The sequence below is a fragment of the Streptomyces sp. NPDC045899 genome (assembly GCF_056431485.1).
Genome location: NZ_JBWKKP010000013.1, coordinates 1 through 14037, shown reverse-complemented (window position 1 = coordinate 14037; position 14037 = coordinate 1). Strand labels below are relative to the sequence as shown.

At 70.8% G+C, this 14037-nt stretch carries 14 protein-coding genes; 6 read left to right on the top strand and 8 right to left on the bottom strand.

Annotated elements, in window-relative coordinates:
- Positions 1-82 precede the first annotated feature (82 nt).
- On the bottom strand, positions 83-1474 hold the full coding sequence (locus AC07FT_RS20290; protein WP_479177465.1) for a serine hydrolase domain-containing protein: 1392 nt from the start codon (positions 1472-1474) through the stop codon (positions 83-85).
- Between the two features lie 79 nt (positions 1475-1553).
- Between AC07FT_RS20290 and AC07FT_RS20285 the strand changes: the two genes are divergently transcribed.
- Together AC07FT_RS20285 and trxA are read left to right on the top strand one after the other, a co-directional pair.
- Positions 1554-2018, top strand: a complete 465-nt coding sequence (locus AC07FT_RS20285) for a MerR family transcriptional regulator (protein WP_479177464.1) — start codon at positions 1554-1556, stop codon at positions 2016-2018.
- On the top strand, positions 2015-2374 hold the full coding sequence (gene trxA, locus AC07FT_RS20280) for a thioredoxin (RefSeq protein WP_479177463.1): 360 nt from the start codon (positions 2015-2017) through the stop codon (positions 2372-2374). Before AC07FT_RS20285 ends, trxA begins: the two co-directional genes overlap by 4 nt.
- Positions 2375-2459: 85 nt before the next feature.
- Here trxA and AC07FT_RS20275 read toward each other — a convergent pair whose 3' ends face one another.
- On the bottom strand, positions 2460-3926 hold the full coding sequence (locus AC07FT_RS20275) for an FG-GAP-like repeat-containing protein (protein ID WP_479177462.1): 1467 nt from the start codon (positions 3924-3926) through the stop codon (positions 2460-2462).
- A 121-nt stretch (positions 3927-4047) separates the two neighbouring features.
- Positions 4048-5535 (bottom strand): replicative DNA helicase, encoded by a 1488-nt coding sequence (gene dnaB, locus AC07FT_RS20270; RefSeq protein WP_479177461.1) that lies wholly within the window; start codon positions 5533-5535, stop codon positions 4048-4050.
- A gap of 459 nt (positions 5536-5994) precedes the next feature.
- Between dnaB and AC07FT_RS20265 the strand changes: the two genes are divergently transcribed.
- On the top strand, positions 5995-7356 hold the full coding sequence (locus AC07FT_RS20265) for an MATE family efflux transporter (protein ID WP_479177460.1): 1362 nt from the start codon (positions 5995-5997) through the stop codon (positions 7354-7356).
- A gap of 143 nt (positions 7357-7499) precedes the next feature.
- Here AC07FT_RS20265 and rplI read toward each other — a convergent pair whose 3' ends face one another.
- The 4 genes from rplI to rpsF form a co-directional block, all read right to left on the bottom strand.
- Complete coding sequence (gene rplI / locus AC07FT_RS20260) at positions 7500-7946, bottom strand: 50S ribosomal protein L9 (RefSeq protein ID WP_479177459.1); 447 nt, start codon at positions 7944-7946, stop codon at positions 7500-7502.
- 18 nt (positions 7947-7964) lie between these two features.
- A complete protein-coding gene (rpsR, locus tag AC07FT_RS20255; protein ID WP_003978893.1) occupies positions 7965-8201 on the bottom strand; it encodes a 30S ribosomal protein S18 in 237 nt (78 codons plus the stop codon).
- Between the two features lie 96 nt (positions 8202-8297).
- Positions 8298-8891, bottom strand: a complete 594-nt coding sequence (locus AC07FT_RS20250) for a single-stranded DNA-binding protein (protein ID WP_479177458.1) — start codon at positions 8889-8891, stop codon at positions 8298-8300.
- Between the two features lie 79 nt (positions 8892-8970).
- Positions 8971-9261 (bottom strand): 30S ribosomal protein S6, encoded by a 291-nt coding sequence (gene rpsF / locus AC07FT_RS20245; RefSeq protein WP_123106135.1) that lies wholly within the window; start codon positions 9259-9261, stop codon positions 8971-8973.
- Positions 9262-9490: 229 nt separating this feature from the next.
- On the opposite strand from rpsF, the gene AC07FT_RS20240 reads away from it, so the two are divergent.
- The 3 genes from AC07FT_RS20240 (at position 9491) to AC07FT_RS20230 (ending at position 12155) form a co-directional block, all read left to right on the top strand.
- Positions 9491-9808, top strand: coding sequence for a hypothetical protein (locus tag AC07FT_RS20240; protein WP_479177457.1), 318 nt, complete (start codon positions 9491-9493; stop codon positions 9806-9808).
- 118 nt (positions 9809-9926) lie between these two features.
- Positions 9927-11045 (top strand): lipid II:glycine glycyltransferase FemX, encoded by a 1119-nt coding sequence (locus AC07FT_RS20235; protein WP_432036913.1) that lies wholly within the window; start codon positions 9927-9929, stop codon positions 11043-11045.
- Between the two features lie 78 nt (positions 11046-11123).
- Positions 11124-12155 (top strand): alanine racemase, encoded by a 1032-nt coding sequence (locus AC07FT_RS20230; protein WP_471191988.1) that lies wholly within the window; start codon positions 11124-11126, stop codon positions 12153-12155.
- Between the two features lie 107 nt (positions 12156-12262).
- Here the strand turns inward: AC07FT_RS20230 and AC07FT_RS20225 are convergent, their stop codons facing one another.
- A complete protein-coding gene (locus AC07FT_RS20225; RefSeq protein ID WP_479177456.1) occupies positions 12263-13762 on the bottom strand; it encodes a glycosyltransferase family 87 protein in 1500 nt (499 codons plus the stop codon).
- Positions 13763-14037: the final 275 nt, after the last annotated feature.

Genomic DNA, 14037 nt, shown 5'->3' with positions numbered 1-14037 from the left:
CCACCCTGCGCCGCCGCGCACACCCCACCCAGCCCTCCGCCGTGCGTACCACCGGCGGGGTCAGGCTACGGAAGAGCCCGCGTCAGGGGGTGCGCCAGCCGGCGGGGTCGACCCCGCCGGGCACCGAACCGTCCCGCGGGTACGGCTCCCGGGTGAACACGAAGGTGCCGAGGTCGAGATGGGCGGGGCCGCCGTCCTCGCCCGGCACCACCCGCAGCGTCTCCCCCGCGTGGTAGCCGTCGAGTCCGGTCCAGCTGCCGTCGGCCTCGGCACGGAACCGCGATCCGCGCCCTCTCCCGCCGACCGGGGACAGTTCCAGCGCGCGGTCCGCGCACAGCCGCAGCTGATAGGGGGCGGCACCCCAGAACCAGGGCCCGGTCAGCGCCAGCAGCGCCGGATCCACCTCGGTCAACGGCCGCCAGGGGGCGGGGATCCGGGGCTCGTGCTCGGCGGTGATCCGCACCAGATCGGCGGCGACGGCGCCGACGGCGGGCCCCGCGGTCACATTGGCCAGCGCGATCCCGGCGAGCCGGTCCTCCGCGCTCACCCACAGCGTGGCCAGGAAGCCCGGCATGGAACCGCCGTGGCCGTACAGGAACCGGCCGTCGCGCCGCGCGAGCTGCACCCCGAGGCCGTAACCGCCGTCCCAGTCCTGGCCGTCGGGGGCGACGGCGGGCGTCCGCATCTCGGCCAGGGTCGCGGCGGCGAGCACCCGGTCGTCCCCGTCGAGGAGGAAGGCGGCGAAGCGGGCCAGATCCGCGGCGGTGGACCACAGCTGCCCGGCCGGGGCCATCAGCCCGGTGTCCTCGGCCGGTTCGGGCAGCAGCACATCCGCCCAGGGGTGCACGGCCCATCCCCCGGCATACGGGGAGCGCGGCTCCAGGGAGGTGCGCGCCATCCCCAGCGGCTCCAGCACCTCGTTCCGCAGCACCTCGCCCCAGGGCGCGCCGCGCAGCCGCTCCACGAGCGCGCCGAGCAGCGCGAACCCGGGGTTGGAGTAGTGATGGCGGCGACCGGCGGGGTGGACCAGCGGACGGTCACCGAAGAGGTCCGCCGTCCCGGGCCGCAGGGTGCCGGGCGTCCGCTCCCACCAGGGGCCGCGCGTCTCGGCGGCCAGTCCCGAGGTGTGGGCGAGCAGCTGGGCCACGGTCGCGCCCCCGGCCTCCGGCACCTCCAGGTGCTCGGCCAGCGGATCGGCGAGGTCGAGCAGCCCCTCGTCCCGCAGCCGCATGACCAGCACGGCCACGAAGACCTTGGTGAGCGAGCCGATGCGGTACTGGGTGTCGGCGTCCGGGGCGAGGCCGTCCACACCACTGCGCGCGCCCGACCACACCATCCGCCCTTCCCGCATCACCGCGCCCACGAGCGAGGGGGTCCGTCCCTCGTTCTGGGCGACCGCGACCCGGTGCAGCAGGGCGCGGCGGGTGGCGGGCAGCAACTCGGTCCAGTCGGCGGCGTCTTCCGGTGCGCTCATGTCCGCACCCTACGGCCGGGGACACCGGGCGCGGAATCTCTCTGGCCTTGACGCCGGGGTCAAGGTCTACCGTCCTGGCATGCGGATCGGAGAGCTGGCCGAGCGGGCGGGAATCACCACCCGCACCCTGCGCTACTACGAGTCGCTCGGGCTGCTGCCCGCGCGGCGCACGGGCAACGGGTACCGGGCGTACGACGAGGACGACCTGCGGCTGGTCCGGGAGATCCGCACACTGCGCGACTTCGGCATCGGCCTGGAGGAGACCCGGCCGTTCCTGGAGTGCCTGCGCTCGGGCCACCCGGCCGGTGACTCCTGCCCCGCCTCGCTGGAGGTGTACCGGCGCAAGCTGGCCGAACTGGACGACTGCATCGCCCGGCTGACCGGTGTGCGCCGACGCGTCGAGGAGCAGCTCGGCCAGGCGGAGCGGGCGCGGGCGGCGCTGGAGGCGGAGGCGACGGCGCCGGAGGGAGCGCCCGAGCCGCGCTGCGCGCTGGCACCGCCGCCGTCCCTCGAGGACCCCACGGGAGAAGGAGACCGACGATGACACCAGGGACGCGGACCGCGGGAACGACGCGGCACGGGGGAGTGGTCACGGTCACGGACGAGACGTTCGCGACGGAGGTCCTGGCGGCCGGGGTGCCGGTGCTGGTGGAGTTCACCGCCGCGTGGTGCCCGCCGTGCCGCATGCTCGCGCCGGTGCTGGCGGAGATCGCCCGGGAGGAGGCGCACCGGCTGAAGGTGGTCGAGCTGGACGTGGACGCGAACCCGCGCACCACGGCGGCGTACGGGGTGCTGTCGATGCCGACGCTGATGGTGTTCCGGGACGGCGAACCGCTGCGCTCGACGGTCGGCGCCCGTCCCAAGCGCCGTCTGCTGGAGGCGCTCGCGGACGTGCTGTAGCACCCCGTCCGCGGCCCGGGCGCGGCGGCGCCCGGGCGGACGGTGCGGGATCTCAGCCGGCGCTCAGCGGCTGTTCAACGGCCACTCAGCGGCTGCTCAGCGGCTTGCCGTACTTGTGGGCCGTGGACGGGTACGGAAGGTCGAGCGTGCGGGGCGAGAAGGCCGCCGAGCCGTTGGCCGAACCGCCGCGGAAGAGCCATACGGCGCCCAGGGAGGCGTTCTCGCCAGGGGATCCGACGGTGACATCCGGTACGCCGTCGGCGTTGTGGTCACCCGAGGCGACCGCCGCGCCGAAGGCGTCGCCCGCCTCGGCGACGCCCGGGACACCCACCGTGTCCTGGTTCCAGGTGACGGACCTGGCGGCGCCGCCCGCGTCGAGCAGGCCCTCGGGGCCGCCGGAGAGCAGCCAGGCGGCGCCCGCCCCCGCCCGGCTTCCGATGGCTTCACCGGGAGCACCCGCGATCAGGTCGTCGCGGCCGTCGCGGTTGACGTCGGCGACCGCGAGGGCGGCGCCGAAGCGGTCGCCGTCCTCGGCCACGCCCGGGACACCCGCCGTGTCCTGGTGGAGAGTCTGGGCCCGGGTGCCGAACGAGCCGCTCGCGGGGCTTCCGTAGTGGACGTGGATGCCGCCCCCCTTGGCGAGTTCCTCGGGGCCGCATGGATCGTCGATGTTCTCGTCGGCGATCTCACGGCACTCGCCGAGGGCCAGGTCGTCGTGGCCGTCGCCGTCGAAGTCGCCGGCGGCCAGGGCGGTTACACCGGCGTTGTCCGTGTTCCAGAAGTTGGCCATCTCGGACCGGTCGGCGTCCCACTTCCACAGCCGCACATGGGACTGTGTGCTGGGGCTGCCCGCGGTCCAGTACGCCAAGGCCAGGTCCGCCGTACCGTCGCTGTCGAAGTCTCCGGTGGTCAGGACGGGGGCGCGGCCGCCCATGGGGGCGCTGACCACGGTGGTGACCATGCTGTCCTCGCCCTGGATGACCCGGGCGACGACCTTGTCCGTGCCGCCGATCACGATCTCCTTGTCGGCGTCGCCGGTCAGCTCGGCCGCCACGACGGACGTGCCGTACGCGGCCGACGGCGACCGCCCGGTCAGGACAGTCGAACCCGGTCCCGGCCCGCCCGTCGAGCCGCCCACGGCGATGACCATGCCCGCGTCCGTCCCGCGGTCGGTGACGTCCTCGCCGGGAACACCGGCGAGCAGTTCCGCGATGCCGTCGCCGTTGAGGTCCACCAGGGCCACGGACGCGCCGAAGCGGTCGCCCGCCTCCGGAGTGCCGGGCACCTCGGGAGTGGCCTGGGTGACACGGATGCTCCCGTGGGCACCGACGCCCTTCGGACCGCCCCGGACGACGTTCACATACCCGGCCTTGGCCCGGCCGCCGACGGTCCCGTCCGGGACGCCGACGGCGAGGTCCGCGTAACCGTCGCCGTTGAAGTCGCTGGTGGCGGTACGGGGTGCGGCGGTGGCGCCGGACGGGAACACGAAACCGGCGGTGGCCACGGCGGCGGCCGCGATGGCATAGGTCAGGGTGCGGCAGCTGTGTGGCACGGAGGCCCCCACTCGGTCGACGGGTACGGGTCATCTGGTGTGACCGTCGAAGGGCGGAGCTGGTTGTACGGAGTTCACCGGCGATTGTTGCCGCGTCAACGATGAGCGGACGAGGGTGGCGTCAGGTCTGGGCCATGTCGACGAAGCGGGAGTAGTGGCCCTGGAAGGCCACGGTGATGGTGGCCGTCGGGCCGTTACGGTGCTTGGCCACGATCAGGTCGGCCTCTCCCGCGCGCGGTGACTCCTTCTCGTAGGCGTCCTCACGGTGCAGCAGGATGACCATGTCGGCGTCCTGCTCGATGGATCCACTCTCACGGAGGTCCGAGACCATCGGCTTCTTGTCGGTGCGCTGTTCGGGACCACGGTTCAGCTGGGAGAGCGCGATGACCGGCACTTCCAGCTCCTTGGCCAGCAGCTTCAGGTTTCGCGACATGTCCGAGACCTCTTGCTGACGGCTCTCGGGGCGGCGGGCGCCGCCGGACTGCATCAGCTGGAGGTAGTCGATGACCACCAGTTGGAGGTCACTGCGCTGCTTCAGCCGACGGCACTTGGCGCGGATCTCCATCATCGACAGGTTCGGGGAGTCGTCGATGTAGAGCGGCGCCTGGGAGACATCGGGCATCCGGCGGGCCAGCCGCGTCCAGTCCTCGTCGGTCATGCTGCCGGAGCGCATATGGTGCAGGGCCACGCGGGCCTCGGCGGACAGCAGCCGCATCGCGATCTCGTTGCGCCCCATCTCCAGCGAGAAGATGACGCTGGGCATGTTGTTCTTGATGGAGCAGGCGCGCGCGAAGTCCAGGGCCAGGGTGGACTTACCCATGGCGGGACGGGCGGCGATGACGATCATCTGGCCCGGGTGCAGACCGTTGGTCAGCGAGTCGAGATCGGTGAACCCGGTGGGCACTCCGGACATCTGACCGCTGCGCGAACCGATCGCCTCGATCTCGTCGAGCGCACCCTCCATGATGTCGCCGAGCGGCAGGTAGTCCTCACTGGTGCGCTGCTCGGTGACGGCGTAGATCTCCGCCTGGGCGTTGTTGACGATCTCGTCGACGTCGCCGTCCGCCGCGTATCCCATCTGGGTGATGCGGGTACCGGCCTCGACCAGACGGCGCAGCACGGCGCGTTCGTGGACGATCTCCGCGTAGTACTCGGCGTTGGCGGCGGTGGGAACCGACTGGACGAGGGTGTGGAGATAGGAGGCGCCGCCCACGCGGGTGATCTCACCGCGCTTGGTCAGCTCCGCCGCGACCGTGATGGGGTCGGCCGGTTCGCCCTTCGCATACAGGTCCAGGATCGCCTGGTAGACGGTCTCGTGGGCGGGGCGGTAGAAGTCATGGCCCTTGAGGACCTCCACCACGTCGGCGATGGCGTCCTTGGAGAGCAGCATGCCGCCGAGCACGGACTGTTCGGCGTCGAGGTCCTGCGGCGGGACACGCTCGAAGCCGGAGCCCTCCCAGGCGCCTCCCCCGTCTCCGTCACGTCCGCGCTCGTGCTGGTCATCACGGCCCCGGCCGCCGCCTTCACCGCGGCGGAACCGGGGGGACGGGAACCGCTCGGCCGGACCGGAGTCCGCCCACGGGTCGTCCATGGGCTCGGGCACGCTCACCCCGCCACCTCCTCCCGTCCGCGGTAAGGAACCTCGCCATGGCTCTTTCATAGAGCACGGCTACGACATAACTGAGCGGCCGGCTTCCGGTCACGACGCGTCGAGTTCCGGTGGATTCGAGGGACGGATGCGGTGGCGGGCGCCGGACCACGGTAGGCCCGTGGGGGCCGCCAGCCAACTTGGTTATCCACAGGCCATGTGGATGATGTGAGTCATCCTGTGGAGAACTCCCGTGAACCTGTGCACGGCCCGGGGGACAGCGCTGTGGACAAACACACAATCACCCTGAGGCCACCCGCCTGACCTGGTATTTCTCTATCCAGGGGCTGTGCAGAAGAAAAACTTCCATCCCCGGGGCAAGATCACGACAAAGGGCGCAGAGAAGATCGCCGCGCGCGCCGCCATGTAAGGACTGATTGCCTCTTGCATGTCTTACCTGTGGAAGATTACATTGCCGTCATGACACAGGCCCCCACGAGCCCCTCGCGCACCCCGCGCACCTCGCGGAGCGATGTCCGGCGCCATGACCGCGAGATCCTCGCGCTCGCCGTGCCCGCCTTCGGCGCGCTCGTGGCGGAGCCCCTCTTCCTCATGGTGGACAGCGCCGTGATCGGCCATCTGGGCACGACCCAGCTCGCCGGGTTCGGGGTGGCCGCAGCCCTGCTGTCCACCGCGGTCAACGTCTTCGTCTTCCTCGCCTATGCCACCACCGCCGCCGTGGCCCGCCGGATCGGCGCGGGCGACCCGGCCGGAGCGATCCGCCAGGGTATGGACGGTATCTGGCTCGCCCTGCTGCTGGGCGCCGTCGTGGTCGCCGTCGCGATCCCGGCCGCTCCCGCGCTGGCGGATCTCTTCGGCGCCTCGGCGACCGCCGCCCCGCACGCCACCACCTATCTGCGGATCAGCACGCTCGGCATCCCCGCGATGCTGGTGGTGCTCGCGGCCACCGGGGTGCTCCGCGGCCTGCAGAACACCCGTACCCCGCTCTATGTGGCCGTCGGAGGCTTCGCCGCCAACGCCGCGCTGAACGCCACCCTGGTCTATGTCGCCGGGCTCGGTATCGCGGGCTCCGCCTGGGGCACCGTGATCGCCCAGAACGCCATGGCCGCCGTCTACCTCCTGGTGGTCGTCCGGGGCGCCCGGCGACACGGCGCCTCGCTGCGGCCCGACGCCGCCGGGATCAGGGCCTGTGCCCACTCCGGGACACCGCTGCTGATCCGCACCCTCTCGCTGCGTGCCGTGATGCTCATCGCCACGGCGGTGGCCGCCCGCCTCGGTGACACCGATATCGCCGCCCACCAGATCGTGCTCGGCCTCTGGAACCTGCTGGCCTTCGCGCTCGACGCGATCGCCATCGCGGGCCAGGCGATCATCGGACGCTATCTGGGTGCGAGCGACGCCGAGGGCGCCCGCGCCGCCTGCCGCCGGATGGTGCTGTGGGGCGTGGTCTGCGGCGTGGTCCTCGGACTTCTGGTGATCGTCTCCCGGCCGCTGTTCATCCCGCTGTTCACCACCGATCCCGTGGTACGGGACACCCTGCTGCCCGCCCTGCTGGTCGCGGCCGTCACCCAGCCGATCTCAGGAGTGGTGATGGTGCTCGACGGGGTGCTGATGGGCGCGGGCGACGGACCGTATCTGGCCGGGGCGATGCTGATCACGCTCGCGGTCTTCGCCCCGGTGGCGCTGCTGGTCCCCCCGCTCGGCGGCGGGCTCACCGCGCTGTGGTGGACCATGACGCTGATGATGGTGGCCCGGCTGGTCACGCTGTGGCTGCGGGCCCGCTCCGGCCGCTGGATCGTCACCGGCGCCGTCCGCACCTGACCGGACCCGCCCCGCCACGCCGACCGCACCCGCGGCGACACGGGGCCACCGCGACACGGAGGGGCCACGAAGGGCCGAGGAACGGCGGAGGGCCGCACCCCGCAGGGGTACGGCCCTCTCTCACGCTCTGCGGAGCGCCAGGGTCAGCCGGCGACGACCTCGACGCCGACCTTGGCGGAAACCTCGGCGTGCAGACGCACGGACACCTGGTGGGCGCCCAGGGTCTTGATCGGCGACGTCACCTCGATGCGGCGCTTGTCCACGTCCGGGCCACCCGCGTCCTTGATCGCCGAGGCGATGTCGGCCGGGGTGACGGAGCCGAACAGACGGCCGGCGTCGCCGGCGCGGGTCTTCAGCTGCACCTTGACGCCCTCGAGCTGAGCCTTGACCTCGTTGGCCTGCTCGATCGTGGCGATCTCGCGGATGCGACGACCGCGGCGGATCTGCTCGACGTCCTTCTCGCCACCCTTGGTCCAGCGGATCGCGAGACCGCGCGGAACCAGGTAGTTGCGGGCGTAACCGTCCTTGACGTCCACGACGTCACCGGCGGTGCCGAGGCCAGAGACCTCGTTGGTGAGGATGATCTTCATGAATCGGTCACCCTTCCCTTATCGCGCGGTGGAGGTGTAGGGCAGCAGCGCCATCTCACGGCTGTTCTTCACGGCCGTGGCGACGTCACGCTGGTGCTGGGTGCAGTTGCCGGTGACCCGGCGGGCACGGATCTTGCCGCGGTCGGAAATGAACTTCCGCAGCAGGTTCGTGTCCTTGTAGTCGACGTAGGAGATCTTCTCCTTGCAGAACACGCAAACCTTCTTCTTAGGCTTGCGAGCAGGCGGCTTCGCCATTATCTCTCTCCAGTGTGATCAAGAAGTTTGTGCTGGTCGCCCGGACCAGGCCGCGCGTTGTTTCACGTGAAACCGCGTGAAACAACGCCCATGGGCCTAGAAGGGCGGCTCGTCCGAGTAGCCGCCGCCGGAGTTGCCGGAGCCGCCGCCCCAGCCACCACCGCCGCCGCCCTGGCCGCCGCCACCGGCGGGTGCTCCGGTCGCCCAGGGGTCGTCGGCGGGAGCGCCGCCGCCCTGCTGCTGACCGCCGCCGGGGCCACCGCCCCAGCCGCCACCGCCGCCGCCCTGGCCGCCACCGCCGCCGTAGCCACCCTGTCCACCGCGTCCGGTGGTCTTGGTGACCTTGGCCGTGGCATTGCGCAGGCTGGCGCCGACCTCATCGACATCCAGCTCGTAGACCGTGCGCTTGACCCCCTCACGGTCCTCGTACGACCGCTGCTTCAGACGGCCCTGCACGATCACGCGCATACCGCGCTGAAGCGACTCGGCCACGTTCTCCGCGGCCTGCCGCCACACCGAGCAGGTGAGAAAGAGGCTCTCGCCGTCCTTCCACTCATTGGTCTGACGGTCGAACGTACGGGGAGTGGACGCGACGCGGAACTTCGCGACCGCCGCACCGGAGGGGGTGAAACGCAGCTCGGGGTCGTCGACGAGATTGCCGACGACCGTGATGACGGTCTCGCCTGCCATAGGGGTACCTCTCGGCGTACTGCTGGGCTGCTTGCTACTCGTTGCGATACGGCCCGGAGACCGGTGAACGCCTAGGCGCTCAGTGGGTCTCGGGGCGGAGGACCTTGGTCCGGAGGACCGACTCGTTCAGGTTCAGCTGCCGGTCGAGCTCCTTGACGACCGCAGGCTCAGCCTGGAGGTCGATGACCGAGTAGATGCCCTCGGGCTTCTTCTTGATCTCGTACGAGAGACGACGACGGCCCCAGGTGTCGACCTTCTCGACCTTGCCGTTGCCCTCACGGATCACGGAAAGGAAGTTCTCGATCAGCGGGGAGACAGCGCGCTCCTCGAGATCGGGGTCGAGGATGACCATCACCTCGTAGTGACGCATGTGGAACCCACCTCCTCTGGACTCAGCGGCCACGGTCGTTCCGTGGCAGGAGGGTCGTAATGCGTTCTGTGACGATGCCTGTGCAGACACCACCGCAGACGGTACACACTACCCGGCCACTGCCTTCCGCTTGAAATCCGGGCCACTCGCCCCGCAATCTGTACACATCGGATGTGAGCGGCGTTACAGTTCGCCGCCCTGCCTATATGGGTCTACCCGGAGGTGCCCCATGGCTCAGGCAGCACAATCGCAGCACGGCTTGCTCTCCTTCCTGGACACCGACGGCAAGTCGCACCCCATCCAGAACACGCTCGCCGTGAGCACGCTGGTGATCGGTGTGATCGCCTTTGTGACGGCACAGTTCACCAGCCTCCACCTGCTCAGTTCATGGGCCGGACTGATCGGCATGATCACCGGAGCCTGGGGCCAGCTGATCTCCGCGACCACCGCGGAGCGCTTCCTGCTGATCATCGGACTCGGCGCCTCCGCCGTGGGCTTCTATCTCGGTATGGCGCACGGCGGGCTGTTCGGCGGCCTCCTCGGCTGATCCCGACCGGGCCCGGGTCGGCCCCGGGCCCAAACAGGGCGCGTCCCGGTCGCAGTAGGCTTCGGCGCGAGAGCCGGAGCCCCGACCATGGGGACACACCTGCTGAGGAGCGCCCCGCATGAGCCTGACCCTGAGGACGATCAGTCGAGAGCAGCATCTGGCGTACATCCAGAGCCTGCCTTCGGCCAGCCACATGCAGGTACCGGCATGGGCCGACGTCAAGGCGGAATGGCGCTCGGAGAACCTCGGCTGGTTCGACGCCTCCGGTCAGCTCGTCGGCGTGGGTCTCGTCCTCTACCGCCAGCTGCCCAAGATCAAGCGGTATCTCGCCTACCTCCCCGAGGGCCCGGTCATCAACTGGTACGCGCCCAACCTCGAGGACTGGCTGCGCCCGATGCTCGCCCACCTCAAGCAGCAGGGGGCGTTCTCGGTGAAGATGGGCCCGCCGGTGATCATCCGCCGCTGGGACGCCGCCGCGATCAAGTCCGGTATCCAGAGCCCCGATGTGAAGCGCCTGCGCGATGTCGAGGCCACCCACATCGAGCCCCGCGCCTTCGAGGTCTCCGACAAGCTGCGGCGGATGGGCTGGCAGCAGGGTGAGGACGGCGGAGCGGGCTTCGGCGACGTCCAGCCGCGCTATGTCTTCCAGGTGCCGCTGGAGAACCGCTCGCTGGAGGACGTCCACAAGAGCTTCAACCAGCTCTGGCGACGCAACATCAAGAAGGCCGAGAAGGCCGGTGTCGAGGTCGTCCAGGGCCGCTACGAGCACCTGGGCGAGTGGCAGCGGCTCTACGAGATCACCGCTGAGCGCGACCACTTCCGGCCGCGGCCGCTGAGCTACTTCCAGCGCATGTGGACGACCCTCAACGCCGAGGACCCCAACCGCATGCGGCTGTACTTCGCGATGCACGAGGGCGAGGCCGTGGCCGCCGCCACCATGCTGATCGTCGGCGGCCATGTCTGGTACTCCTACGGCGCCTCCGCCAACCACAAGCGCGAGGTCCGGCCCTCGAACGCGATGCAGTGGCGGATGCTCCGCGACGCCTACGCGCTCGGCGCGACCGTCTACGACCTCCGCGGCATCAGCGACTCGCTCGACGAGTCCGACCACCTTTTCGGGCTGATCCAGTTCAAGGTCGGCACCGGCGGGCAGGCTGCCGAGTACCTCGGCGAGTGGGACTTCCCCCTCAACAAGCTGCTCCACAAGGCGCTGGACATCTACATGTCCCGCCGCTGACCCCGATCCGCTGCTTCCCCACAAACGCTGCATATCTCCAATACACCGCGGCAACGAGAAAGGTTCCGGGACCGGCCAATGGCGCTCACCCTGTACGTCGACACCGCGCGCTGGCGAGCGCACCAGCACTCTGTGCTTCAGCAGTTCCCGGGGATCGTCCCCGTGTGCAAGGGCAACGGCTACGGCTTCGGCCACGAGCGGCTGGCCGAGGAGGCCGCCCGCATCGGCGCCGATGTCCTCGCGGTCGGGACCACCTACGAGGCCGCCCGCATGAAGGACTTCTTCAGCGGTGACCTCCTGGTGCTCACCCCGTTCCGCCGCGGCGAGGAGCCGGTCCCGCTGCCGGACCGGGTGATCCGGTCGGTCTCCTCCGTCGACGGTGTGTACGGCCTGGTGAACGCGCGCGTGGTCATCGAGGTCATGAGCAGCATGAAGCGGCACGGCATCACCGAGCAGGACCTGCCCCAGCTCCACGCCGCGATAGAGAACGTCCGGCTGGAGGGGTTCGCCATACACCTCCCGCTCGACCGCACCGACGGCATCGACGCGGTCGAGGAGGTCATCGGCTGGATGGACCGGCTGCGCGCCGCACGGCTGCCGCTGCACACCATGTTCGTCAGCCACCTCAAGGCCGATGAACTCGCCCGGCTCCAGCAGCAGTTCCCGCAGACCCGGTTCCGGGCGCGCATCGGCACCCGGCTGTGGCTGGGCGACCACGACTCGACCGAGTACCGCGGCTCCGTCCTCGACGTGACCCGCGTCGCCAAGGGGGACCGGTTCGGCTACCGCCAGCAGAAGGCGACCTCGGACGGCTATCTGGTGGTCGTCGCGGGCGGCACCTCGCACGGCGTGGGTCTGGAGGCCCCCAAGGCCCTGCACGGGATGATGCCCCGTGCCAAGGGGGTGGCGCGGGCCGGTCTGGCGACCGTCAACCGCAACCTGTCGCCGTTCGTCTGGGCCGGCAAGCAGCGCTGGTTCGCCGAGCCGCCGCATATGCAGGTGTCGATCCTGTTCGTGCCGGGCGATGTCCCGGCGCCGCAGGTGGGGGACGACCTGGTGGCCCATCTGCGGCACACCACGACCCAGTTCGACCGGCTGCTCGACCGCTGAACCGCCCAGGCCGGGACGGGCTCCTCAGGGAGCCCGGACCCGGTCGGCGGGGACGGCCCCGCCCGTAGCGGCGGTCCGGCCAGGAGGGGCCCCGGCGCGCGGAGGCGTCAGCCCCTTTCCGTTCCCCGGTCGCTCATCGCCGCGCCCTCGTAGCGCGCCCGGCGCCGGGCCTCCCCCAGGACGAAGACGTCGGGCGCCCCGTCCAGCACGCCTCCCGAGGGGTCGTCCGACCCGTCCTGGCGCACCGGGTCCCGTTCGGGCATCAGGGCGTCCCGCACCACCAGCGCGCACAGGTACAGCGTCCCCAGCACATGCAGGACGATCGCCAGTTGGTACCCCTCGGGCGGCAGCCCGCGGTGCTGATCACCGCTGCCGGTGTACGCGAGGTACATCCAGATCCCGAGGAAATACATCACCTCGCACGCCTGCCAGACGAGGAAGTCGCGCCAGCGCGGCCGGGCAAGCGCCGCCAGCGGGATCAGCCACAGCACGTATTGCGGTGAGTAGACCTTGTTGGTGACGACGAACGCCGCGACGATCAGGAAGGCCAGCTGGGCCAGCCGTGGCCGTCGCGGGGCGCACAGCGCGAGGGCCGCCACTCCGACGCAGGCCAGCACCATCATCGCGGTGGCATAGGTGTTGACGTCGTCCATGGGGTTGTCGGCGCGCTGCGAGACGATCAGCCACACCGAGCCGAAGTCGACGGGCCGTTCCTGGCTGAAGGTGTAGAACATCTTCCAGCCCTCGCGCACATGGGGCCCGCCGTCCCGCCAGTCGATCATCACCGGCACGTTCACCACGAGCCAGGCCGCCACGGCACCGCCGGTCGCCGACCAGAAGGCCCGCCAGCGCCCCGTGCGCAGACACAGCAGGAACAGCGGCCCGAGCAGCAGCAGCGGGTAGAACTTCGCGGCGGTCGCCAGTCCGAGCAGGATCCCGGCCGTCAGCGGGCGGCCGCGCGACCACATGAGCAGCGCCGCGGCCGTGAGGGCGACCGCGAACAGATCCCAGTTGATGGTGGCGGTCAGCGCGAAGGCGGGGGCCAGCGCGACGAACATGCCGTCCCAGGGACGCCGCCGGTGGGTTCGGGTCACGCAGACCGCCATGACCGCGGCGCAGACCATCAGCAGGCCCGCGTTGACCATCCAGTAGATCTGCTCACGGTGCTGCATGGCGCTCTCGCTCGTGCCGTCATGCGGGGTGAGCCAGGAGGCCACCTCCATGAAGAGCCCGGTGAGCACCGGGTACTCCAGGTACTCCATCCCGCCCGAGACCTTCTGCGGAATGCGGTGGAAGTACGGCACGAGGTCGTCGGCGAAGCCACGGCCGCTGTAGAGGTGCGGGATGTCGGAGTAGCAGGCGTGGGTGTACTGGGCGGTGTTGCCGAAGAACCAGCCCCCGTCGTAGCAGGGCATCTTCTGCGCCATGCCCAGGGCGAACATCCCGATGGCCACGAGCGCGACGACCCGCACCGGTGTCCACCAACTGGTGCCGAGCAGCGCACGGCGCCCGACGGGGCCACCGATCACCTCGCTGGCCGCCCTGGCGACCGGATCCTCGTCGGTCGGCCGTACGGGCTGGGCCTGTGGGTCCTCGCGCACGCTCATGGGGGCCATCCTGCCGTACCGGTCCCAGGGGTGCCGTAAGGACCGTCCGGACGCCCCTGAGCGGCCCCAGGAGGCCACCAGACCCCCGCGGAAGGCTTCCTTGGCACCGAACCGCACCGAACGCCGCATCGGCCGGGAGAAGGGCCTCTCAGCCGCGGAGGTCTCGGCGGGCCGGGAACGGCGGCGGGGGGGGGGGGGGGGGGGGGGGGGGGGGGGGGGGGGGGGGGGGGGGGGGGGGGGGGGGGGGGGGGGGGGGGGGGGGGGGGGGGGGGGGG

Coding starts and splice junctions, on each gene's coding strand:
- AC07FT_RS20290 (WP_479177465.1), bottom strand. CDS start 1,474: ATGAGCGCACCGGAAGACGCCGCCGACTGGACCGAGTTGCTGCCCGCC.
- AC07FT_RS20285 (WP_479177464.1), top strand. CDS start 1,554: ATGCGGATCGGAGAGCTGGCCGAGCGGGCGGGAATCACCACCCGCACC.
- trxA (WP_479177463.1), top strand. CDS start 2,015: ATGACACCAGGGACGCGGACCGCGGGAACGACGCGGCACGGGGGAGTG.
- AC07FT_RS20265 (WP_479177460.1), top strand. CDS start 5,995: ATGACACAGGCCCCCACGAGCCCCTCGCGCACCCCGCGCACCTCGCGG.
- rplI (WP_479177459.1), bottom strand. CDS start 7,946: ATGAAGATCATCCTCACCAACGAGGTCTCTGGCCTCGGCACCGCCGGT.
- rpsR (WP_003978893.1), bottom strand. CDS start 8,201: ATGGCGAAGCCGCCTGCTCGCAAGCCTAAGAAGAAGGTTTGCGTGTTC.
- AC07FT_RS20250 (WP_479177458.1), bottom strand. CDS start 8,891: ATGGCAGGCGAGACCGTCATCACGGTCGTCGGCAATCTCGTCGACGAC.
- rpsF (WP_123106135.1), bottom strand. CDS start 9,261: ATGCGTCACTACGAGGTGATGGTCATCCTCGACCCCGATCTCGAGGAG.
- AC07FT_RS20240 (WP_479177457.1), top strand. CDS start 9,491: ATGGCTCAGGCAGCACAATCGCAGCACGGCTTGCTCTCCTTCCTGGAC.
- AC07FT_RS20235 (WP_432036913.1), top strand. CDS start 9,927: ATGAGCCTGACCCTGAGGACGATCAGTCGAGAGCAGCATCTGGCGTAC.
- AC07FT_RS20230 (WP_471191988.1), top strand. CDS start 11,124: ATGGCGCTCACCCTGTACGTCGACACCGCGCGCTGGCGAGCGCACCAG.
- AC07FT_RS20225 (WP_479177456.1), bottom strand. CDS start 13,762: ATGAGCGTGCGCGAGGACCCACAGGCCCAGCCCGTACGGCCGACCGAC.